The organism is Achromobacter sp. ESBL13, assembly GCF_036668755.1.
Classification (GTDB): Bacteria; Pseudomonadota; Gammaproteobacteria; order Burkholderiales; family Burkholderiaceae_B; genus Achromobacter.
In genome coordinates, this window is sequence record NZ_JAZEVT010000001.1 from 202,792 (window position 1) to 225,624 (window position 22,833).

Consider the following 22,833-nt stretch of genomic DNA (forward strand, 5'->3'; position numbering starts at 1 on the left):
CGCGCCTGTGTTTAGCGCCGGTCCTGGGCAACGCGCGCCACCGCGACAATTGCAGCAGTTTAATAGACGTTGATAATCATGGATTCGTGAAGCGGATCGGTGCGAGGCGGGCCGCCATTGCGCCTGGCAGGGCGCCTGACATGGCGCCGTACGCAGCCGGAAGTGTGTAAGGTAGCGGGCACTACACGATTGAACCGTTGCGCCCGGCAAGGCGCCTGTCGCGAATTGCGCATTTTTTTATCAGGAGTTCCATGATTGATGACCTGATCCAACTGGGCAAGCTGATCAGCCTGGGCTTGGCGCTGATGCTGCCCTTGGCCAATCCGCTGACTTCCATGACGCTGCTGCTGTCGCTGGGCGCGCAGATTCCCTACAAGGAACGCGAACGCCAGGTCACGCAAGCGGCGTTCTACGTGGTGGGGGTGATGCTGGTCACGTACTACGCCGGCGCGTGGATCATGCATACCTTTGGAATATCGATTCCCGGCTTGCGCATCGCGGGCGGCCTGATCGTGGTCAGTATCGGCTTCAGCATGCTGTTTCCGCCCGCCGAGCCGCGCACTTTGGCCGCCGAAGCCGCCGCCGACGCCCAGACACGGCAAACGCCCAACATCGCCTTCGTGCCTTTGGCCTTGCCCGGCACGGCGGGGCCGGGAACCATCGCCATGATCATCAGCGGCGCGGCGTCGGTGGATGCTTCCATCACGCCGCAATACGCGCCGTGGGTCGTCGCCGTGACGCCGGTCATCGTGTTCGCGTTGCTGGGCCTGTTGTTCTGGGTGTGCCTGCGATCAGCGGGCCGTATCGTTGCCGTGATCGGACAAAGCGGCGTCGAGGCCATTTCCCGCGTCATGGGCTTTTTGCTGGTGTGCATGGGCGTGCAATTCGTCATCAACGGCGTCATGGAAATCGTGGGTGGTCATGCCGTTGGCTAAGCGGGCGGTGCGCCGCGCGGCGGCCATGGTGGGACGCGCGTTGCTGACTTTGCTGTTGGCCGCGTCCGCGTTGTGGGGATGCCTGGCGCTGGCCTATCAGGCGCCCGGCGGCGCCTGGGGCAAGGGCGTCGCCTGCGTCGCGTGGACGGCGCTTTGCGTGGCGGCGATCGCTGCCGTGTGGCGCGCCACCGCGTGGCGGCGGCGTGCCGGCTGGGCCTACGTGGTCGGGCTGGCGTTGCTCTGTGCCTGGTGGCAAACGCTGGCGCCATCCAACGACCGCATCTGGGCCGACGACGTGGCCCGCATGTTGCGCGGGTCCGTGCAAGGCTCCGTCGTCACCCTGGAAAACGTCCGCAACTTTGATTGGCGTGCCGACGACGACTACACCGTGCGCTGGGAAACGCGCCAATACGATCTGAACCAGCTGGTGTCCGTCGACATGGCGCTGTCGTACTGGGACGGCCCGGCCATTGCCCATACGCTGGTGTCCTTCGGCTTTGCCGACGGCCGCCACGTTGTCTTCTCGGTTGAAATCCGCAAGGAACGCGGCGAGCAGTTCTCGGAAATAGGCGGCTTCTTCAAGCAATTCGAACTCAGCGTCGTGGCCGCCGAAGAGCGCGACATCCTGTATGTCCGAGCCGGGCCGCGTGGCGAAAGCGTCTACCTGTACCCGGTACAAATGCCACCCGACGCCATGCGCCAATTGTTCCTGTCCTACGTGGACACGGCCAACGCCCTGACCACCACGCCGCGCTTCTACCACACGGTCACCGCCAACTGCACCACGCTGGTCTATCACATGGTCAACGCCATCGTGCCCGGCCTGCCGCTGGACTACCGGCTGCTGCTGTCGGGCTATCTGCCCGAATACCTCTACGAGCAGGGCGGCCTGGACACCCACGGGCCGCTGGACATGCTACGCAAGCGGGCGGCGGTAGGGGCTCTGTCGGCGCCGGGTGACGATGCGGTGGGGTTTTCGAGGCGGATCAGAAGCGAAGGTCCGTAGCGCCGTTGACGACCCCTCCGCGCAAGGGAGCAGTTTCTCCGCGTTACGGAACAGTGTTTTCCAGTGCACATTTCACGCCAATTTCATGGTTATGCAGTAAATTACCTTCCAGCGTGCAGATGTTAATTTTCTGAACGCGATTTTTCATCCGGTATCCGAACCGGTAGGTTTTTTAAGGAGGGCGTCAGATGCTTTGGCTGACGCTGGTCATTACCTGCATTCTTGCGGTCGCCATTGGCGCCATGCTGTTCCGTCACCCTGGCGTCGTGTTGTACGACCTGCTCGCGACGCAACGGGTCAATCGAAAAGCGGCCGCCCAAGAGCGGCGGCGTCTAGCGCAATTGCCCAAGCACGTGCAGCCGGCACCGGCGCCTTCCGTCGGCTAGCCCCACGCGTTGCAAGCGGTTTACACCGCCGTCAACGCATGATGTTTCGGGCGTCGATTTTGCCTACCCCGCCGGCCGTTCCAGCCCCAGATGTCCCCGCAGCGTTGTGTGTTCGTAGTCCGTACGAAACAAGCCACGCCGCTGCAACACCGGCACCACCTGTTCCACAAAGTCGTCGATGCCGGCCGGCAACGACGGCGGCATCAGGTTGAAACCGTCGGCGCCTTCGTTGCGGAACCAATGCTCCATCCGGTCCGCGATTTGCTCCGGCGTGCCCACCATCGTGCAATGGCCGCCGCCCGCCGCCAGGCGTCCCAGCAGTTGCCGCACGGTAGGTTGTTCGGTTTCGATGATGCGCAAAATGGTGGCGTAGCGGCCCTTGGGGCCCGTGAACTCAGGCAGCGGTACCAGCGCGGGCACGGGGGCATCCAGCTCCCAGGCGCTGCAATCCTGCAGCACAAAGGTGCCCAGCTGCCGTAGCGACGCGTCGCTGGGCAGCAACTCGTCCAGTTCGCGCTGCTTGGCGCGGGCTTCGGCTTCGGTTGATCCCACGTACGTAACCAGCCCCGGCATGATGGGCACGAAGGCGGTGCGCCCGGCGGCGCGTACGCGTTGCTTGATGTCGCGGTAATACGATTGCGCGGCCGGCAGGTCGTAGGCCACGGCGTATATCGCTTCAGCTCGCCGGGCGGCCAAGTCACGGCCCTGGTCCGATGCGCCGGCCTGGAACAGGACCGGGTGGCCTTGGGGCGGGCGCGGCACGGTTAGCGGGCCGTCTACCACGAAGTGGTCGCCGTGGTGGTGGATCGGGCGCACGCGCTCGGGCACGCCATAGACGCCGTCGCGATCGATGGCCAGGGCGTCATCCTTCCACGAATCGAACAAGCGCAATGCCACGTCCACGAATTCTTCGGCGCGCGCGTAGCGCCAGTCGTGCCCCGGCATGGCTTCAAAGCCGTGGTTGCGGGCTTCGGCGTCGAACATCGAGGTGACGACGTTCCAACCCATGCGTCCGCCCGATATGTGGTCCAGCGACGCCACCATGCGCGCCGCGTGGAACGGCGTGAAAAAGGTGCTGGATACCGTGCTGATCAAGCCGATGTGCGTGGTGGCGCGCGCGATGGCGGCCATGGTCGTCAGCGGCTCCAGGTACCAGCGCGGGCCGTCGCCGATGTTGTCGGTGGACTGGCCGTCGGCAAAGAAAATGGCGTCCAGCTTGCCGCGCTCCGCCGTGCGCGCCAGCGATTCGTAATAGCGGATGTCGCCCAGGCGTTCAGCAGCCGAGGCCGGATGGCGCCAAGCCGCGCGGTGGTGGCCGCAGCCGAAGATGAACAGGTTCAGGTGCAACATGGTGATCAGTTCTTCACCAGGCCGCCGTCCACGACCAGGTTCTGGCCGGTGACGCTGCGCGACCAGGGGCTGGCAAAGAACAGAACGGCATCGGCGAATTGTTCCGGCGTGGTGACGGCGCGCAGCGGCGTGCTGGCGGCGATCAGGTCGAACACGGCTTCGGGGGTGGCGGCCGACGCGTCGGTGGTGCGCAAGAGGCCGCCGGACACCATGTTGACCGTGATGCCGTCCGGCCCCAGGTCCTGCGACAGCGTCCGCGTGAACGACAGCAGCGCGGCCTTGGCGGCGGTGTAGTCGTGATACGGCACCACCGGGTTCTGAACAAGGTTGGTGCCGATGTTGATGATGCGGCCCACCCCTGCCTGGCGCATGCCGGGCAGGGCGGCTTGCGTCGTGTTCAGGGCGCCGCGCACGCTACCTTCGATCTGCTGGTTCAAGTGGTCCCACGTCAAGGTGTCGGCATGCGGGCGCGCGTCGCCGTTGAAGGCGAAGGCGGGCAGGGCGTTGTTGACCACCGTCGTGACGGGCATGCCGAAGTGGTTTTGCGCCTGCGCGATCATGGCGGCCACCGCCGTCGCGTCGCGCACGTCGGCCTGAACCGCCAGCGTCCGGTCGGACGCGGTGGCGGCCAGCGCTTGTGCGGCCTGCGCGCTGTTCAGGTAATTGATGACCACCTTTGCGCCTTCTCGCAGAAAGGCCCGCGTGATGTGCGCGCCCAATCCGCGGGCGCCTCCCGTCACGATAACCAGTTGTTCATTCAAGGCGGGGGCGGGGTGGGCAATGGGCATGGTGGGCTCGTCGGTTCACCGGCACGCGTGCAATCAGGTGCCGCAAGCGGGCGAACTTAGCATAAATCGATGCGTTGACAATGCCTTGCCGCGACCCTAATCTTGCGGCAATTCCTGGGGGAGCCTGTCTGGCTGAGATTCCGCGTCGTCGCGGTAACCCTTTGAACCTGATCCGGGTAATGCCGGCGAAGGGAAGGACATCGCGCCACTCGCGCGCCCTCCCTAGTGCTTTGATCCATCAGCGGCCCGCCTTGCGAACGGTGCCGCGACGCGCGTCCGGCCGTTTGCCGGGCTAGGGAGGACCGCTTTCCATGCTGACCCAAACCACGGCCTTGATGTGGCTGCTGCTTTTTTCGGGTGGCTTTGCCGCCGCCAGCGTGCTGTATACGCGACGCAAGCGCGGCACCCTGGAAGACTACATCGTGGCGCGCAACAGCCAGGGCGCTTTTGGCACCATCCTGACGCTGATGGCGTCAACGCTGGGTGCGTGGATTCTGTTTTCGCCGGCGCAGGCCGCCACCTGGGGCGGCTTGGCGGCGGTCATCGGCTACGCGCTGGGGTCCATGTCGCCGCGCCTGGTCATGATTCCGTTGGGCCGGCGCATGCGCGAACTGATCCCGCATGGTCACACGCTGACCGAATTCCTGATGGCGCGCTACGGTCGGCCCATGTACGGGCTGGCGCTGTTCATCATGCTGTTCTACCTGTTCATCGCGCTGTCCGCCGAGGTCACGGCCATTGCCAAGCTGGTCACCATGCTGGCGCCCGTGCCGCTGTGGGCCACGGCCGCCATCGTGATGGGCACGACGCTGCTCTACACCACGTATGGCGGCCTGCGGTCATCGATCTTCACCGATCAGGTGCAGATGATGGTCATCGTGCCGCTGCTGGTGTTGCTTTGCGTGGTCGGCTGGCAGGCGGCGGGCGGGGCGTTACCGACGATCGAAGCGTTGCAAGCCAAGGCGCCACAGTTGCTGGATCTGACCGATCCCGTGGGTGTGAAAGCCGGCCTGACCTTCTTCGTGGCGATTTTGCTGACCGGCATCTTTCACCAGGGCAACTGGCAGCGCATCTATGCCGCCAAAGACACGCGGTCGATGCGCAATGGTTTTTTGCTGGGGGGCATCCTGGCCGCGCCGTTCATCTTCCTGATGGGCTTGTTCGGCCTGGCGTTCGTGGGGCTGGCGCCGCAGGGCGATAGTTCCATCGCGCTGTTCAGCGTCATCATGCCGCACGCGCCCGCCTGGTTCGTGATTGCGTTGATCCCGTTGGGCCTGTCGTTGGTCATGAGCACGGCCGACACCGCCATCAGCGCCGTGTCCAGCATCGTGGCGGTGGATATGCGCCGCCTGATGCCGCGCGCCACCGGCATGGATATGAAGCGTCTTGCCCGTTGGGCGGTGTTGCTGCTGGCGATTCCGGTGATGATCGTGGCCTCGCAGGGCTACAGCGTGCTGTATCTGTTCCTGCTGGCCGACCTGCTGTGCTCGGCCGCTGCCTTTCCGGTGTTCTATGGCCTGTTCAGCCGCAAGCACGATGGCGCCACCGCAACAACCGCGACCGTGGCGGGGCTGGCGGCCGGCCTGTTCTGCTTTCCGGCGCCGGGCGACAAGCCGACGTTCTTGCTGGAATCGTTCCTGCTTGCCGCGTTTGTTCCGGTGCTGGTCACAGCGGTGATGCGCTGCATGCGTCGCGGCGCCAAGGAGTTTGATCTGTCTACGCTGAGCGCGGCGGTGCGCCGTTTGGACAAGGACCCGGCCTGATGGTGGCTTGAATTCCGGCCTGAGATCCGGCCTGAAATCCGGCCTAAATTCCGGCCTAAATTCCGGCCTAAGTTCCGGCCTAAGTTCCGGCCTGACCCCGGGGCGGGCAGCCAAAACAAAAAAGCCTTGGAACACGTTGCGGTGTCCAAGGCTTTCTTGTCTGGAATATTGGTGGAGCGGAGGAGGATCGAACTCCCGACCTTCGCATTGCGAACGCGACGCTCTCCCAGCTGAGCTACCGCCCCAATGAAGCAAGAGCAAAACTATACCTGAACAATAAAGCGCCGCGCAATACGGCGTGCGGCAATTATTTTCAGACGAATTCCAGGGTGGCCACCACCGGCGCGTGATCCGACGGCTGCTCGTTGCGGCGCGGCTCTTTGTCGATGACGCAGGCGACGCAGCGCTTGACCAGCGGGGCCGACAACAACACGTGGTCGATCCGCAGGCCGGCATTGCGGCGGAAGGCGAATTGACGGTAATCCCACCAGGAAAACGACTTTTCGGGCTGCTCGAACAGGCGGAACGAATCGGTCAGGCCCAACTCCATCAGGCTGCGCAAGGCCGCCCGTTCGGGTTCGGACACCAGCACCTGGCCTTCCCATTTTTCGGGGTTGTGCACGTCTTCATCGGCCGGGGCGACGTTGTAGTCGCCCAGCACCGCCAGGCGGGGATACTGCTTGATTTCCTCGGCCAGCCAGTTGCGCATGGCATCGAACCAGGCCAGCTTGTACAAATACTTGTCCGAATCCACCGACTGCCCATTGGGGCAGTACGCACAAACGACCCGCACGTCGCCTTCGGGGCTGGGAAACGTCAGCGCCAACACCCGCTGCTGCGGATCTTCGTAGCCGGGAATATTGCGCACCATCGAAGTACCCGGCACGCGCGACACAATGGCCACGCCGTTATACGTCTTCTGCCCCGCCCAGACCGCGTGGTAACCGGCTTCCTTGAACGCCGCCTCGGGAAACTTGTCGTCGGTCAGCTTCAGTTCCTGAATGCACAGCACATCGACCGGATTGGCAGCCAGCCAATCCAGCACCTGCTGCAGGCGTACGTTCAGGGAGTTCACGTTCCAGGTGGCTAATTTCATGTGTCTAGTAGGGCCTTTATTTATTCATGCGAGTCTTGGCGATGCCGCCCTCCCGAAGCCGGGCCAGTCACTTGACTGGCCAGTTTTCCGGGGGCGTCGGCGGGCGCCAGGAATAGGGGCAGATGATACCGTGGCGACGGCTCGGAACGCGGAAGGCGGAAGGCCGGATGGGGACCTGGGACCTGGGGCCTGGGGCCTGGGACCCCGGGCGTGACACGCGGTCGCCACTGGCCTGTCGTGACGCAGTCAATGCTCGGACCCGCTATTCAGCATGCGGCTCTTGGCCTTTTCGATATGGGCGCGCATTACGTTGCGGGCGCCGTCGGCGTCTTGGGCCTGGATCAGGCGGTACAGGTGGCGGTGTTCGTCGATGGCGGCGCGGGTGCGTTTCCAGGGTTCGCTGTGGACCAGGTGGCGCATGACGTTGACGGCGTGGCTGACGTCGTACTCCAGTGACTTGAGCACTTGCACGAAGCGCTGGTTGCTGGTGGCGGCGGCGATGGCTTGGTGGAAACCGTAGTCGTAGTGATGCGCGATGGCGCCGGAGGCGTCGGCCTCTTCGTAGCCTGTCAGCATGCGGTCCATGTCGTGCAAGTCGTCGCTGCCGCGGCGCAGGGCGGCCAGGTAGGCGCATTCGGGTTCGATCACCATGCGCAGTTCCAGGCCTTCCAGGATGTGGCCGACGCGGCGCGCCGGGTCAACGGCGGGCATGCCGCCCATCAAATCGGGCTTGGCGCGCACGTAGGTGCCGGAGCCTCGGATGGAGTCCACCAACCGGTCTTCGCGCAGGCGGTCCAGCGCTTGGCGGACCACCGGGCGCGACACCTCGAACAGCGCGGCCAGTTCCAATTCGGTGGGCAGCTTGTTGCCCGGCGCGATCTTGCCGGTGGCGATGGCATAGAACAGGCTTTCGTAGACGCGCTCGGCAAAACGCTCGGCGCGTACATAGCCCAGGCCGGATGCCACGTCCGCCAGCACGTCCAGCTCAGGGCGGGGGCGGGAGGCGGATTCCAGCAGTGCATCCCACTGCGTGTCACGCTCGTTGCTCATTGGCGCGTTCCTGAAAGTGAATGGCGTGAAGAAAACGGAAGTTTGTCAGTCGCCATGACAACACCGCGGCGCTCGGGCAAAGACCCTGGGCAAGTACAGATCAGTAACCCTCTGATAGATAAGGGATTACCCGAATCTTCAGTCATAAATTCCCAGCATTGGGAAGAAAGCTGTCAATTCAATTGACAAGTTATGCCGGCCTCCCGTAATTTGCCGTAAACGACATCGCCCGCGCCGCTGACGCGCGGACGGCGACACGGGGTTTCCCGCGGCGCCTGGCCCTCGGCAAAAACCGGCAAACCCGGACTGACCGCCTGGCTGCATCCGAGACAACACGCATCACCGCCAATATGGGCTGCCGCACACCTACTGCTACCCGGCACTTTTTATCGCGCCAGGAACGCTGCGCGCGCGTCGGCGCCTTTCCCGCAACTGGCCGTTCGGCCGCTACTTTACTCCGCACATCGTGACTCAGAAGAACTTTATCGCCAACCAATGGGTGGCCTCCGCCACCGGTGAAACCATTGCCGTCGTGAACCCGTCCGATGGCAAACCCTTCGAAGCGATCGCCCGCTCGGGCCAGGCGGACGTGGACCAAGCCGTGCAGGCCGCGCGCCAGGCATTTGAGGGCGAGTGGGGCCAGATGGCGCCCGCCGTGCGCAGCCGCCTGCTGATGAAGATCGCCTTCGCCCTGCTGGACCGCCAGGAAGAACTGGCCCAACTGGAATCCGCCGACACCGGCAAGCCGATCAAGCAGGCGCGCGCCGACGCCGCCGCCGTGGCGAGGTATTTCGAGTTTTATGCCGGCGCTGTCGACAAGCTGCATGGCGAGACCATTCCCTACACCCCGGGCTTCACCGTGCTGACCGTGCGCGAAGCGCATGGTGTGACGGGCCACATCGTGCCCTGGAACTACCCGCTGCAGATCTTTGGCCGCAGCGTGGGCGCGGCGCTGGCCGCCGGCAACGCCTGCGTGGTCAAGCCTGCCGAAGACGCGTGCCTGTCGCTGCTGAAATTGGCCGAGATCGCCGCTGAAGTCGGCCTGCCGGCGGGCGCGCTGAACATCGTCACCGGCTACGGTCATGAAGCGGGCGCGGCGCTGTCGGCGCATCCCGGCATCGACCATATTTCGTTCACGGGATCGCCGCAGACGGGCAAGATGGTGGCCCACGCCGCGGCCGACAACCACGTGCCGGTGACGCTGGAACTGGGCGGCAAGTCGCCCCAGATCGTGTTCGATGACGCCGACCTGGACGCCGCCATGCCGGTGCTGCTGGCCGCCATCATCCAGAACGCAGGCCAGACGTGCTCGGCGGGCAGCCGTGTATTGATTCAGCGTGGCGTGTACGAAACGGTGCTCAAGCGCCTGTCGGACGCCTTCGCCGCAACCGTTACCGGCCCGGCTGAAAAGGACCTGGACGTGGGTCCGCTGATCAGCGGCCGCCAGCACGATCGCGTGCGCGGTTTCCTGGCCGAAGCGGAAGCGGAAGGATTGAAGGTTGCCGCGCGCGGCCAGCTTCAGGACGGTGCGCCCGAGTCGGGCTACTACCAGCCGCCCGTGCTGTTCCGCGACGTGCCGCCCAACAGCCGCCTGGCGCAGGAAGAAGTGTTTGGCCCTGTGTTGGCCGCCATGGTGTTCGACACCGAGCAAGAGGCGCTGGAAATCGCCAATGGCACGCTGTACGGCCTGGTGGCGGGCGTCTGGACGCGCGACGGGGGCCGCCAGATGCGTCTGGCCCGCCAACTGCGCGCCGGCCAGGTCTTCATCAATAACTACGGCGCCGGCGGCGGCGTGGAACTGCCGTTTGGCGGCTCGCGCCAGTCGGGCTATGGCCGTGAAAAAGGCTTTGAAGCGCTGTATGGCTTCACCACCTTGAAGACCATCGCCATCCGTCATTGATGGCCGGCCGGGTGGCGCTCGCCACCCGCATGCGGCGCGGCGGCCCGCAGCAAAATATCGGTTAACGTTGATGTTTTGCTTCTGGGGCCCGCCGCCCCGTATTCAGGATCCGTATGTTCACCGGTATTGTTCAAGGCACCGCGACGATCGCAAAGATCGCGGACCGCGAAGGCCTGCGCACCTTCACGCTGGATTTTCCCCCTGGTTTCTGCGTTGACCTGGCCATCGGCGCCAGCGTATCGACGGACGGCGTCTGCCTGACCGTCACTGAACTACTGTCCGAAAACCAGGCCACGTTCGACGTGATGCTGCAAAGCCTGGCAATCACCACGCTGGGCAGCTACGCCGAAGGCGACCGCGCCAACGTCGAGCGCGCCGCCAAGGATGGGGCCGAGATCGGTGGGCATCCGCTGTCGGGCCATGTGGATTTCACCTCTGAAGTCATCATGGTGAAGTCGTCCGACACCAATCGCCTGATGCGTTTCAGCATTCCCGAAGCCTTCCGCAAATACGTCTTCGCCAAGGGCTATATCGCCATCAACGGCGCCAGCCTGACCGTGTCGGAAGTGAACCGCACCGAAGGCTGGTTTGAAGTGTGGCTGATTCCCGAAACGCGCCGCATGACCGTGTTTGAAGACAAGCAGGTGGGCGACTTCGTCAACATTGAAATCGAACGCAGCACGCAGGTCATGGTCGATACGGTGCGTGAAACGGTGCAGGAAAGCCTGGGCAAGCTGCAACCGCTGCTGGAAGCCATCCTGAAGGAAAAGGGGCTGACGCTGGAAGACTTTGTCAGCCCGCAGGGCAAGCTGAAATAACGTGGCCGGGGCGCGCGCCCCGGACGGTTTTTTTTAGCCTCATTGCCCGAACGGCCGCCCCTCGGGGCGTACGCGGATGCCCGGTTGCAAGCGCTTCCAGGGCAAATCCGCCGGATCGGCCTGCATCGGGCCGGGCGCCTTGGCCACCAGCACTTCGTGCGCAATCGGCTGGAAGTCGGCGCGAAAGTGCACCGAGCTTTTCACGACCAATATCCCCATTTCCTCTGGCTGCACACCGCCCACGCGAAACAGGTTGCGGTCCAGCATCTGCGCCTTGCTGGCGCTGACCACCACGCGCACGCCGCCGATACGCAAGCACGCCACGGCGCCCAGATCCACGTCCATGCCGTGCATCATCGGGCCATCAAAACGAAGCTTGCCGGGCGATAGCGTTTCCACGACGAAGTCCCCGGTAAACGGGGAATCGCCCGCAACGCCGGACTGCCCGCCTAGGCTTAACGTGACGGTCTGGCCGATGCCGGCGGCGGTGGCGGCGCGCACGGCGTCCGGGTCGTAAAGCAGTCCCAGCGCGGCGTTCTGTGCATCCGCCTCAACCAGCGCGCGCAGCATGCCGGTGGTGTTGGCGTCGCCGCCCGCGCCCGGGTTGTCTTGCGTATCCGCGATGACGATGGGGCGCGACGCACCCACGGCCAGCGCCTGTGCGCGCCGCACGGCGTCGGCTGGCTCCAGGAAGTCGGGCGACCATTGCGGTTCCAGCTCAAGCACCTGCCGGTATAGGGTTTCGGTGACGTGTTCGACGGCCGCCGCGTCGGTGCCGTACGCCCACACTACGGGGCCGCACTCCGGAAAATCCGCTGCCGGAAAACCCGGCGCGAACGATATCGATGTGACGCCCGGCGTTTGCTCCAGGTGCGCCAACGCGTCGTACACGCCTTTGGACGGTTGCAGCATGGTGCACATGCCGTTGATCGGAATCAGGAAGGGCAGGCGGCGCACGTGCATCGCCCAGTGGTCGCCCGCCGCGATACGCGCCAGCAGCAGGCGCGCCGCGTGTTCGCCCGTGTCGGCCATGTCCACGTGCGGGTAGGTGCGAAACGCGACCAGCGCGTCGGCCTGTTGCAGCATCTGCGCGGTGACGTTGGCGTGCAGGTCCAGGCTGGCAACCACGGGCACCGCGGGGCCGACGATCTGGCGCAAGCGCGCCAGCAGTTCGCCTTCGCCGTCGTCCAGGTGTTCAGTGACCATCGCGCCGTGCAGGTCCAGGTAGACGGCGTCGTAGCCGCCCGCCCGCGCGGCGTCCAGGATTTCACCAGCAATGCGTTCAAAGGCATCGCGCGTCACGTGCGCGGATGGGCTGGCGCCGGCCCAGATCACCGGGTGCACGGTGTGGCCCGCTGCCTGAATGGCGTTGAAGAAGCCGCCGGCCGGAATGTTGACCGAACGCAGCGCCAGCATGTCCTGGCCGCGCACCATCGCGGGAAAACCCTCGCCGCGGACAAAGTTGTCATACCCCGCCTTGGACGGCGCAAAGGTATTGGTCTCGTGCTGGAATCCAGCCACCAGGATGTGCATGTTTCTTCCTCTTGGATTTTTGAATCTGTGTCGTGGCCTTGCGGCGTAGCCGTTGCCGACCGGACGATTATTGGAGACGTGCCGGGGTTTGGCAATAGCGCCACACAGCGCCGCGCCGTCCGGGTTGCCCGACTGCCGCGCCAGGCCCGCCGGCAAGGTGTATTTAGAAATTCTTGATAGTTAAATGCAGCAGAGACAAGGCTTTCCAGGCATAAACGCCCGGAAAGCCGCATGAACACTCAAGAATTTTCTGAAATTCCCATTGCGCGGCGGTTTCGAGGCGAATCGGAATACAATATCGACACTTTCGGAGGTTCCTATGTCGGTCATATCCGATATCAAAATTCGCCCCCTAGAGCGCGGCGACCTGCACTTTGTGCACAAGATCAACAACAACGACGTCATCATGCGTTACTGGTTCGAAGAGCCTTACGAGGCCTATGACGAATTGGTCGCACTCTATGACCGCCACCTGCACGATCAAAACGAACGGCGCTTCATCATCGAGCACGATACCGGGCAGCCCGCCGGCCTGGTCGAACTGGTTGAAATCGACTACATCCATCGCCGTGCCGAATTCCAGATCATCATTGCGCCCAGCTACCAGGGCCGGGGTTACGCCAAGGCGGCCACCCGCATCGCCGTGGGCTATGCGTTTCGCGTGCTGAACATGCATAAGGTTTATCTGGTTGTCGACAAGGACAACACCGCCGCCGTGCACGTGTACGAACGCTGCGGCTTCCAGATCGAAGGGCTGATGAAAGAAGAGTTCTTTTCCAACGGCGCCTATCGCGACGCCTACCGCATGGCGCTGCTGCAACATGAGCACCTGCGCGACGTCGGCCCCGGCGCACCCGACGCGCCGGTGCTGCGCGACTGGCCGCAGGAAGAGCAGACGGGCTAAGCAAGCCCGTCCCGCCGAACGCGTCACTGCATCACTGCATCACTGCGTTACTGCGTCACTGGGCCACTGCATCACTGCGACGCTGCTGCGCCTGCATCACTGCGCGGCGCGCAGCAGGCGCAACCCATTGGCCACCACCAGCAGGCTGGCGCCCACATCGGCGAACACGGCCATCCACAGCGTGGCGTTGCCCGTCATGGCTAGCGCCAGGAATACCACCTTGATCCCCAGCGCCAGCACGATGTTCTGGATCAGCACGCGATGGGTGGCGCGTGACAGGCGCAAAAATGTCCCGATCTTGCGCAGGTCGTCGTCCATCAACGCGACGTCCGCCGTTTCAATTGCCGTTCCCGTGCCAGCCGCGCCCATCGCAAAGCCGATGTCGGCGCGCGCCAGCGCCGGGGCGTCGTTGATGCCGTCGCCCACCATGCCCACCTTGCCGGCGCTTGCCTCGTTGGCCTTCAATTTGCTTTCGATGGCGGCCAGCTTGTCTTCCGGCAACTGATCCCCCCGCGCTTCGTCTATGCCCACCTGCTGGGCGATGGCTTGCGCGGTGGGCGTGTTGTCGCCCGTCAGCATCAGCGTACGCACGCCCAGCGCGTGCAGGTCGGCGATGGCCTCGGCGCTGCTGGGCTTGACGGTGTCGGCCACGGCGGCCAGCGCCAGCACCCGCTGGCCGTCGGTCAACGCGATGGCGCTTTTGCCTTGGCGTTCCAATTCGTCCATACGGGCTTCCAGCTTGGGGCTGGACACGCCCGCGTCGCGCATCAGGCGGCGGTTGCCCAATTGGAAGGTCACGCCGTCGATCCGCGCGCTGACGCCACGGCCGGGCAGGGCGGTGAAGGCGTCCACGTCCAGCAGCGTCTTGCCCGCATCGCGCGCGGCGTTCGCCACGGCCAACGACACCGGGTGGTCCGAGCGCGCCGCCAGGCTTGCCGCGATCAACGCCGCGGGGTGGCGGGTGGCGTCGGATACGTCCCAGTCTTGCAGGTCCGTCTGCACCGGCTTGCCGTGGGTCAGCGTGCCGGTCTTGTCCAGCGCCAGCCACTTCAGGTTGCGGCCTTCTTCCAGATACACGCCGCCCTTGATCAGGATGCCCCGACGCGAGGCCGCCGTCAGGCCGCTGACGATGCTGACCGGCGTCGAGATCACCAAGGCGCAGGGGCAGGCGATGATCAGCAGCGCCAGTGCGCGGTAGATGGCGTCAAACCAGGGCTGGCCCCACAGCAATGGGGGCACGGTCGCCACCAGCAGCGCCACCGCCACCACGGCGGGCGTGTAGATGCGCGAGAAGCGGTCGATGAAGCGTTGCGTGGGCGCGCGCGCGCCTTGCGCCTGTTCAACGGCATGGATGATGCGGGCCAGCGTGGTGTTGCCGGCGGCCGCGGTGACACGGTATTCGAACGAACCGGCGGCGTTTACGGTGGCCGCGTAGACGGGGTCGTCCTGTGCTTTTTCCACGGGCAGGCTTTCGCCGGTGATCGGCGATTGGTCCACGGTGGAACGGCCGCTGACGATGATGCCGTCGGCCGCGATGCGTTCGCCGGGGCGTACTCGCACCACGTCGCCCACGTTCAACTGTGCGGCCGGCACCTCGTGCCAGGCACCATCGGCCTGACGCACGGTGGCGGTTTCGGGCGCCAGGTCCAGCAGGCCGCGCACGGCATTGCGGGCGCGGTCCAACGACCGGGCTTCGATCAACTCGGCCACGTTGAACAGGAACATCACCATGGCCGCTTCGGGCCACTGGCCGATCAGCACCGCACCGGTCACGGCGATGCTCATCAGCGCGTTGATGTTCAGGTTGCCGTTGCGCACGGCGATCCAGCCCTTGCGGTAAGTAGTGACGCCGCAAGCCAGGATGGCCGCCACGGCCAGCGCGGCGGTCACGCCCCAATGCCAGCCCGCGAAGTGCGAAAACTCGGACAGCGCGGCCAGCACGCCGGCCCCGCCGATCAGCCACCAGTTCACGCGGCTGGCAGCGGGGGCAGGGGTGCCCGCCGCGCCGTCGGCCAGGGGTTCCGGCGTCATGTCCAGCGACTTGATGGCCGCGATGACGCGGTCCAGCGCGCCTTCGGCGTGCACCACCGTCAGCACGCGCTGCATCAGGTTGAAGTCCAGCGCGTGCACGACGTCCAGGCCGTCGAGCTTTTTGCGGATCAGGGTTTCTTCGGTGGGGCAGTCCATCTGCCCGATGCGCAAGCGCGCCAGCGCCTGGCCGGGGCCGGCCGTAAGCGTCGCCGCGCTGCCGGCCGACGCGGCAAAGGCCTGGCCGCCATGGTCATGGCCGCAGCAGGCGGCGGGGGCGGGGGCGGGGGCGTGACTGTGGCCAGGCCCGTGGTCGTGGTTGTGGCTATGGCCGGGGCTGTGGTCATGGCCATCCTTGCCCGAGCCATGGTCATGGCTGTGTTTTTGGCTGTGATCATGGCCGTGCGCAGCGTGGCCATGCGCGCCGTGATCATGCGTGGCGTGGTCGCGCCTCTTATCCCCGTGGTCATGGTCATGGCCGCCGCAGCAGGCGTCGGGCTGCCCGGCAGCGCGGTGATCGTGCGATTTGATCGGAGGAAAAGCCATCTTCTGCGCCTTGTTGAAACGGATGACGCCATTGCACACCTTGGAGTTACTATAGGGTCAAGCCCAAAATTTCACTCGGAATGCGTTCCAGGAGGCGTCATGCGAATCGGCGAATTGGCGACGGCGGCCGGCACTACGGTCGAAACCGTCCGTTATTACGAAAAAGAAGGCCTTTTGCCCGCGCCCGACCGCGGGCTTAATAATTACCGCAGTTACGGCCAGGCCCATCTGGAGCGTCTGCGGCTGATCCGCAATTGCCGGGCGCTGGACATGACGCAGGACGAAATCCGCGCCATCCTGTCCCTGGCCGACAACCACCAAAAGGGTTGTGGCCCTATTAATGAGCTGTTCGACGAACACATCTCGCATGTGGATGAACGTATCGCCGAACTTCTGCAACTGAAAGCCCAACTGACCGAACTGCGCCAGCGCTGCCTGTCGGCGCGGCCGGATACGGACGATTGCGGCATCTTGCACGGCCTGTCTGAAATGCAGGTGGAAGAGCGCCAGGAACGGCATACGCATCTTGGCTGAACCCCCGGGCAACCACCCTCCATTCGCCGCGATGCCCTTGCCGCCGGTCAGGGGATACCCCAATCCGCCCGACGCCATCGCGTAATATGAGAATCTGTCTTTTTTACAAAAGCGCCTGAATCAATGACTGCTGCCACCACTCCCACCGCCACCCCGCTGCACGCGCTGACCTCGCGCCGTTCCTTCAAATTTCTGCGCGCGCCGGCCCCCAAGCCGGACGAGCTGGAACAGATTCTGCAAGCCGCCATGTCGGCGCCCGATCACGGCGCGCTGCGCCCGTGGCGCTTTGTCGTGATCCAGGGCGAGGCCATTGGCAAGCTGGCGGATGTGGCACTGGACGCGGTCAAGCGCAGCGGCGACCCGCGCATGACGCCCGAGAAAGAAAAGTCGGTGCGCGAATGGATGGCCAGCGTGCCGTTGTTCATTGGCGTGGCGCAGAAGATCGCCCACGACAACACCAAGATCCCCGAACACGAACAACTGCTGGCCACCGGCTGCGCGGTCATGAACATCCTGAACGCCACGCACATGCTGGGCTACGCCGCGTTCTGGAGCACCGGCGTGGGCACCTACGTCGAAGACGTGCAGAACGCCTTGGGCCTGGATTCGCTGGACTACCGCTTCCTGGGTTACCTGGCCATCGGCACGCCGGGCTGCGCCGTGCCGCCCGCCAACCGCCCGGACTTCCGCGAATTCGTCACGGAGTGGACCGGACCCGTCTAAGGGCGGGTTGTTTGGCAGGGCGCCTTACGAGGCGCTTGCGCGCCAGGCAATAAATAACAATAATTCTTATTGTTATTTATTGCCTGGCGTTTTTCCATGTCTTCCTCCGCGCAGCCCTCGGAGCATTCCCCTGCCGAGTTGTATCGAGCGCATCACTCCTGGTTGCAAGAGTGGCTGCGGCGCAGACTGGGTTGCCGCCATGATGCCGCCGATCTGGCGCACGATACGTTCGTGCGCGTATTGGCTGGCCGGCATACCGACGCCATCCGCGAACCGCGCGCATTCCTGACCACGCTGGCGCAACGCACGCTCTTCAGTTTCTGGCGTCGCCGCGAACTGGAACGCGCGTATCTCGATAGCCTGGCCGCCATGCCGCAAGCCAGCGTACCCAGCGAAGAATCCCGCGCCCAGGTGATCGAAGCGCTGATACACATCGACCGCGCATTGCAACGCCTGCCGCCCAAGGCGCGCCAGGCCTTCCTGTATAGCCAGCTTGATGAGCTCAGCTACAGCGAGATCGCCGCGCGCATCGGCACATCGGTGATGACGGTGCGCCGCTATATGAAGCAGGCCATCACGCTGTGCGTGACGGCGCGTTTGGCTGCATGACGTCCCCCATGCCGGTGTTGCCCGCCGACCTGCAATCGGCCGTGGACTGGATGGTGCTGCTGTCCTCCGGTAGCGTGCCGCGCGCCGACCGGGCGCGTTTCGAACAATGGAAACAATCCGATCCCCGGCACGAGGCAGCCTGGGAAACCGTCAACGCCGCCGTCAAAGACCCCTTTGCCACGCTGACCGACGTGCAGCAGCGTCACGCTGCCGGCGCGGCCTTGCTTACCGCGCCGGCGCGGCGCCGGGCGTTGCGCAATGCGCTGGCCGTGGCGCTGGCCGCGGGCGGCATGGCGGCGCTGGTCGACCGCCAGATTCCCCTGCGCACGCTGGCCGCCGACTTGCGCACGGGCACGCGCGAACGCCGCACCTATACCTTGCCGGATGGCAGTCAGCTGACGCTGAACGCGCGGTCGGCCGTGGACGTGGATTTCAGCGCGGGCGTGCGGCGGGTGCGCTTGCGGGCAGGCGCGGTCTATGCGCGGGTGGCCCCGGATGCGGCGCGTCCGTTCATCGTCGCCACCCGCGATGGTGAAGTGCAGGCGCTGGGCACTGTCTTCAGTGTGGCGCGCGAGGCCGAGGCCTGCATCGCCAGCGTGGTCGAACACAGCGTCGAGGTACGCGCGGCGGGCCAGCGCCGGACCCTGCAAGCGGGCGAGGGCGTGCGCTTTGATCTGCACGGCCTGGGCTCGCCGGACCCCGCACTGCGGGACGCCGCCGCCTGGCACGCGGGCATGCTGGTGGTTCATGACCGGTCCTTGGGCGAAGTGGTCGACGCGCTGCGGCCTTACCGACGCGGCATCATCCGGATAACGCCGGCGGCCGCACGGCTGCGTGTACTGGGCGCGTTTCCGCTGGACGACACCGACCGCGCGCTGGAATCGTTGCGCCAGACCTTGCCGATCGACGTCAGTTCGCTGGGCGGCTGGTTCGTCAGCATCGACGTGGTGCCTCGCGCGTCCTGAAAATAAATGAACACTTTTGCCCGCGTCGTGCGACATCCCTCCTGAAACACCACACTGTTGCAGGAGAATCCATGTTTTATCGTCCCCCGCTGCGGCCGCTGGCTGCCGCGCTGTTCATTGTCCTGACCCTTCCCTCGGCGTATGCCCAGACAAGGCCGCCCGCCGCGTCGGCCCCGGCCGCCCTGCATTTTGATTTGCCGCCGGCCGCGCTGGGCGACACGCTGACCCGCATCGCGCGCCAGAGCGGCCGCGCGGTGTCCGTCGACCCTGCCTTGGTAGCCGACCGCAATGCGCCGGCTATCGTGGGCGATTACTCGGCCGAAGACGCCGTGCGGCGCGCGCTTGCCGGCAGCGGGTTGGAGCTGGCCGTCACGGCCAACGGCACCTTGAGCGCGCGGCGCGTGCTGGAAGGCACCACGGTGCTTGAACCCGTGCGCGTCACAGGGATGCTGGAGTCTCCCACCGGTCACGTTGACGGCTACGTGGCGCAGCGCGCAATGGCCGGCACCAAGACCGACACGGCGCTGATCGAAACACCGCAATCGGTATCCGTCGTCACCAGCGACCAGATCCGCGTCATCAAGGCGGGTTCGGTGGCGGACGCCTTGGGCTACACGCCGGGCGTGTCGGCGCAATCGCCCGCGTTCAGCCGCATGGTGGACGACCTGATGCTGCGCGGCTTTAACGTGGCCGCCGGCAATTCGGGGCAACTGCGCGACGGCCTGAAGCTGCAATCCAGCGTCTACGATGGCGGTCAGGAACCCTATGGGCTTGAGCGTGTTGAAGTGCTGCGCGGCGCCTCGTCGGTGCTGTATGGGCAGTTGAGCCCGGGCGGCGTGGTCAACACGGTCAGCAAGCGGCCAACGGCCGACACGCTGCGCGAACTGAACGTAGAGGGCGGCAGTTACGGCCGCCGCCAGGTCTCGGGCGACTTCGCCGGCGCACTGTCTGAAGACGGTGCATGGAGCTACCGCTTGACCGGCCTTGCGCGCAATGCCGACAACTGGGTGGACCATGTGCCGGACGACCGGACGTATCTGGCGCCCGCGCTGACATGGCAGCCTTCGGCGGCCACATCGCTGACCCTGCTGGCCAGCTACCAGCGCATTCGCACGCGCTTTTCCGCGCCGATGCCCGCCGCCAACACCTTGAACGGCCAGGTGCCGCGCGACCTGTTCATCGGCGAGCCGGATTTCGACCGCTACGACACCGACACCTACACGGTCGGCTATCTGTTCGAACACGCCTTCAACGACCGCGTAAAACTGCGCCAAAGCGCCCGCTATTTCACGGCCGACGGCAATTGGGACTACCTGAGTTTCGGCGCCTTGCAGGCCAACGGCCAGACGTTGCGACGCGGCGTCGTCAGCCGCGACGAACACTCTTACGGCGTTGCGACCGATACATCGCTGGAACTGAAGCTGGACGGGGGAGCCCTCCAGCACACGGTCCTGGCCGGCCTGGACTATTACCGCAGCGGCTACGATTCGCACCGTCATGCAGGTACGGTGGCCCCGTTGGCCAACATTTACAACCCCGTCTACGGCGCGGTTCCGATCATCAACACCGCAGCCGATTACGGGATCAACACGCGCAGCGGTTCGCTGGGCTTGTACCTGCAAGACCAGATCAAGATCCAGGACAAATGGGTGCTGGTGCTGGGTGGCCGCCAGGATTGGGCCGATACGGACCAAAAGAGCTACACCACCGGCGCCACCACGCGCTTGCGAGATACCGCCACGACCGGGCGTGTCGGCCTGGTCTATGTGGCCGACAACGGCTTGGCGCCATACGCAAGCGCCAGCCAGTCGTTCGCGCCGACCGTGGGTGTTGACCGGGCGGGCAACGCCTTTAAACCCACCAAAGGCACGCAATTTGAACTGGGCCTGCGCTATGAACCGCCTGGCCGCAACATGCTTTACAGCGCCGCCGTCTACGACCTGACGCAGACGAATGCACTGACCAGCGATCCGACCGACGCCACGTACTCCGTGCAAAGCGGGCGTGCCCGATCACGCGGCCTGGAACTGGAGGCCAAGGCGCGCCTTGGCGCCATGAACCTTACCGCCAGCTACGCGTACACCGATGCGCGCACCAGGCGCAGCACCGTGCCCTCGTTGGTGGATCAGCGCATCGCGCTGGTGCCTTTGCACAGCGCCTCGGTCTGGGCCGATTACAACCTGAGCGCCATCGGCGTGACCGGTCTGACCGTCGGCGCGGGTGTGCGCTACGCCAGTTCGACGAACCTGCCCGGCTATCCCGCCAACGTGCCGGGGCAATTCCTGGTCGACGCGATGACGGCTTATGACTTCGGCGCCCTGGATCCGTCCATGTCGGGGTTGTCGTTGACGGTGAACGCGCGCAACCTTTTCAACCGCGGATACCTGGCGTGCGCCGGCGCGACAGGGTGCCGTTACGGTGAGCCACGCACGCTGTATGCCACCCTGAGCTATCGCTGGTAAACCGTGGAAAACCCCTAGCGCAACGCGGGCCGGCAGGCCGCCAAGGCCCTCTCAACGACCCTGTCCCCTGTGCTAATCTCGTCGACGGCCACGCATATTTATCCCTATGCGCGTGCCGACGATGGCTGCGCTTGAGGTCACACGCCTTTGGCAATGCCTTGGTAGGAAGAAAACGCGTGACACGATCAAGCGTGGAGACAATATATGAGCCAGTATGGGCCGTTGAAGTTGCACGTCCCCGAGCCCACGGGGCGTCCGGGTTGCAAGACAGACTTTTCCTATCTGCATCTATCGCCGCCCGGCGAGGTGCCCAAACCCCCCATTGATGTTGCCCCGGTCGATACCGGCGCGCTGGCGTACAGCCTGGTGCGCGTGATCGACGACGATGGCCGCGCGGTCGGGCCATGGGCGCCCGAGATCAGCAACGATCTGATGCGTGCCGGCATGCGCGCCATGCTGAAGACGCGCATCTTCGACGGGCGCATGCTGACGGCCCAGCGCAAGAAAAAAATCTCGTTCTACATGCAAAGCCTGGGCGAGGAAGCCATCGGCTCCGCCCACGCGCTGGCGCTGGAACAGGGCGACATGTGTTTTCCCACCTATCGCCAGCAAAGCATCCTGCTGTCGCGCGATGTGTCGCTGGTGACGATGATGTGCCAGCTGATGTCCAACGAGCGCGACCCGCTCAAGGGCCGCCAGCTGCCGGTCATGTATTCCGACCGACCCAACGGCTTCTTCACGATTTCCGGCAACCTGGCCACGCAGTTCATCCAGGCGGTGGGCTGGGCGATGGCGTCGGCCATCAAGGGTGATACCCGCATCGCCTCGGCCTGGATTGGCGATGGCGCCACCGCCGAAGCCGACTTCCACACCGCGCTGACCTTCGCGCACGTGTATCGCGCGCCCGTCATCCTGAACGTGGTCAATAACCAGTGGGCCATTTCGACGTTCCAGGCGATTGCCGGCGGCGAAGGCGCCACCTTCGCGGGGCGCGGCGTGGGCTGCGGCATTGCGTCGCTGCGCGTGGACGGCAACGATTTCCTGGCGGTGTATTCCGCTTCGCGCTGGGCCGCCGAACGCGCCCGCCGCAACCTGGGCCCGACCCTGATCGAATGGGTCACGTACCGCGCCGGCCCGCACTCGACTTCCGACGACCCTTCCAAGTACCGGCCTGGCGATGACTGGGCGCACTTTCCGCTGGGCGACCCGATCGAGCGCTTCAAGAAGCACCTGATCGGCCTTGGCATCTGGTCCGACGCCGAACACGACGCCGTGCGCGCCGAGCTCGACGCCGAGATCGTTGCCGCCCAAAAGGAAGCGGAAAGCTACGGCACCCTGGTGGACGGCCACGTCCCCAGCGCCGCCAGCATCTTTGAAGACGTCTACAAGGACATGCCGGAGCATCTGCGCCGGCAGCGCCAGCAGCTCGGAGTCTGA

General features: G+C 65.0%; 19 protein-coding genes, 1 tRNA gene and 1 riboswitch. Of the genes, 13 read left to right on the top strand and 7 right to left on the bottom strand.

The features are described from left to right. Positions 1-251: 251 nt before the first annotated feature. The 3 genes from V6F88_RS00985 to V6F88_RS00995 all read left to right on the top strand — a co-directional run bounded on the left by V6F88_RS00985 (position 252) and on the right by V6F88_RS00995 (position 2,327). The gene (locus V6F88_RS00985; protein ID WP_332607512.1) at positions 252-935 is read left to right on the top strand and encodes a MarC family NAAT transporter; all 684 of its coding nucleotides are present in this window, start codon (positions 252-254) and stop codon (positions 933-935) included. Further along, complete coding sequence (locus V6F88_RS00990) at positions 922-1,941, top strand: lipoprotein N-acyltransferase Lnb domain-containing protein (RefSeq protein ID WP_332607513.1); 1,020 nt, start codon at positions 922-924, stop codon at positions 1,939-1,941. The genes V6F88_RS00985 and V6F88_RS00990 overlap by 14 nt, the downstream gene beginning before the upstream one ends. A gap of 188 nt (positions 1,942-2,129) precedes the next feature. After that, a complete protein-coding gene (locus V6F88_RS00995; RefSeq protein WP_332607514.1) occupies positions 2,130-2,327 on the top strand; it encodes a hypothetical protein in 198 nt (65 codons plus the stop codon). A 63-nt stretch (positions 2,328-2,390) separates the two neighbouring features. Here V6F88_RS00995 and V6F88_RS01000 read toward each other — a convergent pair whose 3' ends face one another. Together V6F88_RS01000 and V6F88_RS01005 are read right to left on the bottom strand one after the other, a co-directional pair. Next, complete coding sequence (locus tag V6F88_RS01000; RefSeq protein ID WP_332607515.1) at positions 2,391-3,677, bottom strand: LLM class flavin-dependent oxidoreductase; 1,287 nt, start codon at positions 3,675-3,677, stop codon at positions 2,391-2,393. A gap of 5 nt (positions 3,678-3,682) precedes the next feature. Further along, a complete protein-coding gene (locus tag V6F88_RS01005; RefSeq protein WP_332607516.1) occupies positions 3,683-4,465 on the bottom strand; it encodes a 3-oxoacyl-ACP reductase in 783 nt (260 codons plus the stop codon). A gap of 106 nt (positions 4,466-4,571) precedes the next feature. Then, positions 4,572-4,676: riboswitch (TPP riboswitch) on the top strand. A gap of 100 nt (positions 4,677-4,776) precedes the next feature. On the opposite strand from V6F88_RS01005, the gene V6F88_RS01010 reads away from it, so the two are divergent. Next, complete coding sequence (locus tag V6F88_RS01010; RefSeq protein WP_332607517.1) at positions 4,777-6,228, top strand: sodium:solute symporter family protein; 1,452 nt, start codon at positions 4,777-4,779, stop codon at positions 6,226-6,228. 169 nt (positions 6,229-6,397) lie between these two features. Here V6F88_RS01010 and V6F88_RS01015 read toward each other — a convergent pair. The 3 genes from V6F88_RS01015 to V6F88_RS01025 all read right to left on the bottom strand — a co-directional run bounded on the left by V6F88_RS01015 (position 6,398) and on the right by V6F88_RS01025 (position 8,374). After that, positions 6,398-6,473: transfer RNA gene (locus V6F88_RS01015), tRNA-Ala, on the bottom strand. A gap of 68 nt (positions 6,474-6,541) precedes the next feature. After that, the gene (gene xth, locus V6F88_RS01020) at positions 6,542-7,324 is read right to left on the bottom strand and encodes an exodeoxyribonuclease III (RefSeq protein WP_332607518.1); all 783 of its coding nucleotides are present in this window, start codon (positions 7,322-7,324) and stop codon (positions 6,542-6,544) included. A 246-nt stretch (positions 7,325-7,570) separates the two neighbouring features. Further along, positions 7,571-8,374 carry a FadR/GntR family transcriptional regulator gene (locus V6F88_RS01025; protein WP_332607519.1) on the bottom strand — a complete coding sequence of 268 codons (804 nt, stop codon included), beginning with the start codon at positions 8,372-8,374 and terminating at the stop codon, positions 7,571-7,573. A 463-nt stretch (positions 8,375-8,837) separates the two neighbouring features. Between V6F88_RS01025 and V6F88_RS01030 the strand changes: the two genes are divergently transcribed. After that, a complete protein-coding gene (locus V6F88_RS01030) occupies positions 8,838-10,274 on the top strand; it encodes an aldehyde dehydrogenase family protein (protein ID WP_332608909.1) in 1,437 nt (478 codons plus the stop codon). A gap of 113 nt (positions 10,275-10,387) precedes the next feature. After that, positions 10,388-11,092 carry a riboflavin synthase subunit alpha gene (locus tag V6F88_RS01035; RefSeq protein ID WP_332607520.1) on the top strand — a complete coding sequence of 235 codons (705 nt, stop codon included), beginning with the start codon at positions 10,388-10,390 and terminating at the stop codon, positions 11,090-11,092. A 39-nt stretch (positions 11,093-11,131) separates the two neighbouring features. Here the strand turns inward: V6F88_RS01035 and V6F88_RS01040 are convergent, their stop codons facing one another. Then, positions 11,132-12,625 carry a M81 family metallopeptidase gene (locus V6F88_RS01040; protein WP_332607521.1) on the bottom strand — a complete coding sequence of 498 codons (1,494 nt, stop codon included), beginning with the start codon at positions 12,623-12,625 and terminating at the stop codon, positions 11,132-11,134. Positions 12,626-12,944: 319 nt separating this feature from the next. Between V6F88_RS01040 and speG the strand changes: the two genes are divergently transcribed. After that, entirely contained in the window at positions 12,945-13,529 is a 585-nt protein-coding gene (speG, locus tag V6F88_RS01045; protein WP_006218930.1) for a spermidine N1-acetyltransferase, read from the top strand. 96 nt (positions 13,530-13,625) lie between these two features. Here the strand turns inward: speG and V6F88_RS01050 are convergent, their stop codons facing one another. Then, the gene (locus tag V6F88_RS01050) at positions 13,626-16,103 is read right to left on the bottom strand and encodes a heavy metal translocating P-type ATPase (protein WP_442880115.1); all 2,478 of its coding nucleotides are present in this window, start codon (positions 16,101-16,103) and stop codon (positions 13,626-13,628) included. 99 nt (positions 16,104-16,202) lie between these two features. On the opposite strand from V6F88_RS01050, the gene cadR reads away from it, so the two are divergent. The 6 genes from cadR to V6F88_RS01080 all read left to right on the top strand — a co-directional run bounded on the left by cadR (position 16,203) and on the right by V6F88_RS01080 (position 22,833). Continuing rightward, the gene (cadR, locus tag V6F88_RS01055; protein WP_046804592.1) at positions 16,203-16,637 is read left to right on the top strand and encodes a Cd(II)/Pb(II)-responsive transcriptional regulator; all 435 of its coding nucleotides are present in this window, start codon (positions 16,203-16,205) and stop codon (positions 16,635-16,637) included. A gap of 123 nt (positions 16,638-16,760) precedes the next feature. Further along, the gene (locus V6F88_RS01060) at positions 16,761-17,360 is read left to right on the top strand and encodes a nitroreductase family protein (protein WP_332607523.1); all 600 of its coding nucleotides are present in this window, start codon (positions 16,761-16,763) and stop codon (positions 17,358-17,360) included. 96 nt (positions 17,361-17,456) lie between these two features. Continuing rightward, on the top strand, positions 17,457-17,969 hold the full coding sequence (locus tag V6F88_RS01065; RefSeq protein ID WP_332607524.1) for a sigma-70 family RNA polymerase sigma factor: 513 nt from the start codon (positions 17,457-17,459) through the stop codon (positions 17,967-17,969). Continuing rightward, positions 17,966-18,934 carry a FecR family protein gene (locus tag V6F88_RS01070; protein WP_332607525.1) on the top strand — a complete coding sequence of 323 codons (969 nt, stop codon included), beginning with the start codon at positions 17,966-17,968 and terminating at the stop codon, positions 18,932-18,934. Before V6F88_RS01065 ends, V6F88_RS01070 begins: the two co-directional genes overlap by 4 nt. Positions 18,935-19,005: 71 nt before the next feature. Next, positions 19,006-21,396, top strand: a complete 2,391-nt coding sequence (locus tag V6F88_RS01075) for a TonB-dependent siderophore receptor (protein ID WP_332607526.1) — start codon at positions 19,006-19,008, stop codon at positions 21,394-21,396. A 204-nt stretch (positions 21,397-21,600) separates the two neighbouring features. After that, complete coding sequence (locus V6F88_RS01080) at positions 21,601-22,833, top strand: 3-methyl-2-oxobutanoate dehydrogenase (2-methylpropanoyl-transferring) subunit alpha (protein WP_046804594.1); 1,233 nt, start codon at positions 21,601-21,603, stop codon at positions 22,831-22,833.

Bases quoted from the DNA above. Each gene is read 5' to 3' on its own strand.
- V6F88_RS01065 (WP_332607524.1), top strand. From the start codon at position 17,457: ATGTCTTCCTCCGCGCAGCCCTCGGAGCATTCCCCTGCCGAGTTGTAT.
- V6F88_RS00990 (WP_332607513.1), top strand. From the start codon at position 922: ATGCCGTTGGCTAAGCGGGCGGTGCGCCGCGCGGCGGCCATGGTGGGA.
- V6F88_RS01060 (WP_332607523.1), top strand. From the start codon at position 16,761: ATGACTGCTGCCACCACTCCCACCGCCACCCCGCTGCACGCGCTGACC.
- V6F88_RS01075 (WP_332607526.1), top strand. From the start codon at position 19,006: ATGTTTTATCGTCCCCCGCTGCGGCCGCTGGCTGCCGCGCTGTTCATT.
- speG (WP_006218930.1), top strand. From the start codon at position 12,945: ATGTCGGTCATATCCGATATCAAAATTCGCCCCCTAGAGCGCGGCGAC.
- V6F88_RS01010 (WP_332607517.1), top strand. From the start codon at position 4,777: ATGCTGACCCAAACCACGGCCTTGATGTGGCTGCTGCTTTTTTCGGGT.
- V6F88_RS00985 (WP_332607512.1), top strand. From the start codon at position 252: ATGATTGATGACCTGATCCAACTGGGCAAGCTGATCAGCCTGGGCTTG.
- V6F88_RS01025 (WP_332607519.1), bottom strand. From the start codon at position 8,374: ATGAGCAACGAGCGTGACACGCAGTGGGATGCACTGCTGGAATCCGCC.
- V6F88_RS01035 (WP_332607520.1), top strand. From the start codon at position 10,388: ATGTTCACCGGTATTGTTCAAGGCACCGCGACGATCGCAAAGATCGCG.
- V6F88_RS01000 (WP_332607515.1), bottom strand. From the start codon at position 3,677: ATGTTGCACCTGAACCTGTTCATCTTCGGCTGCGGCCACCACCGCGCG.
- V6F88_RS01005 (WP_332607516.1), bottom strand. From the start codon at position 4,465: ATGCCCATTGCCCACCCCGCCCCCGCCTTGAATGAACAACTGGTTATC.
- V6F88_RS01080 (WP_046804594.1), top strand. From the start codon at position 21,601: ATGAGCCAGTATGGGCCGTTGAAGTTGCACGTCCCCGAGCCCACGGGG.
- xth (WP_332607518.1), bottom strand. From the start codon at position 7,324: ATGAAATTAGCCACCTGGAACGTGAACTCCCTGAACGTACGCCTGCAG.
- V6F88_RS01040 (WP_332607521.1), bottom strand. From the start codon at position 12,625: ATGCACATCCTGGTGGCTGGATTCCAGCACGAGACCAATACCTTTGCG.
- cadR (WP_046804592.1), top strand. From the start codon at position 16,203: ATGCGAATCGGCGAATTGGCGACGGCGGCCGGCACTACGGTCGAAACC.
- V6F88_RS00995 (WP_332607514.1), top strand. From the start codon at position 2,130: ATGCTTTGGCTGACGCTGGTCATTACCTGCATTCTTGCGGTCGCCATT.
- V6F88_RS01070 (WP_332607525.1), top strand. From the start codon at position 17,966: ATGACGTCCCCCATGCCGGTGTTGCCCGCCGACCTGCAATCGGCCGTG.
- V6F88_RS01050 (WP_442880115.1), bottom strand. From the start codon at position 16,103: ATGGCTTTTCCTCCGATCAAATCGCACGATCACCGCGCTGCCGGGCAG.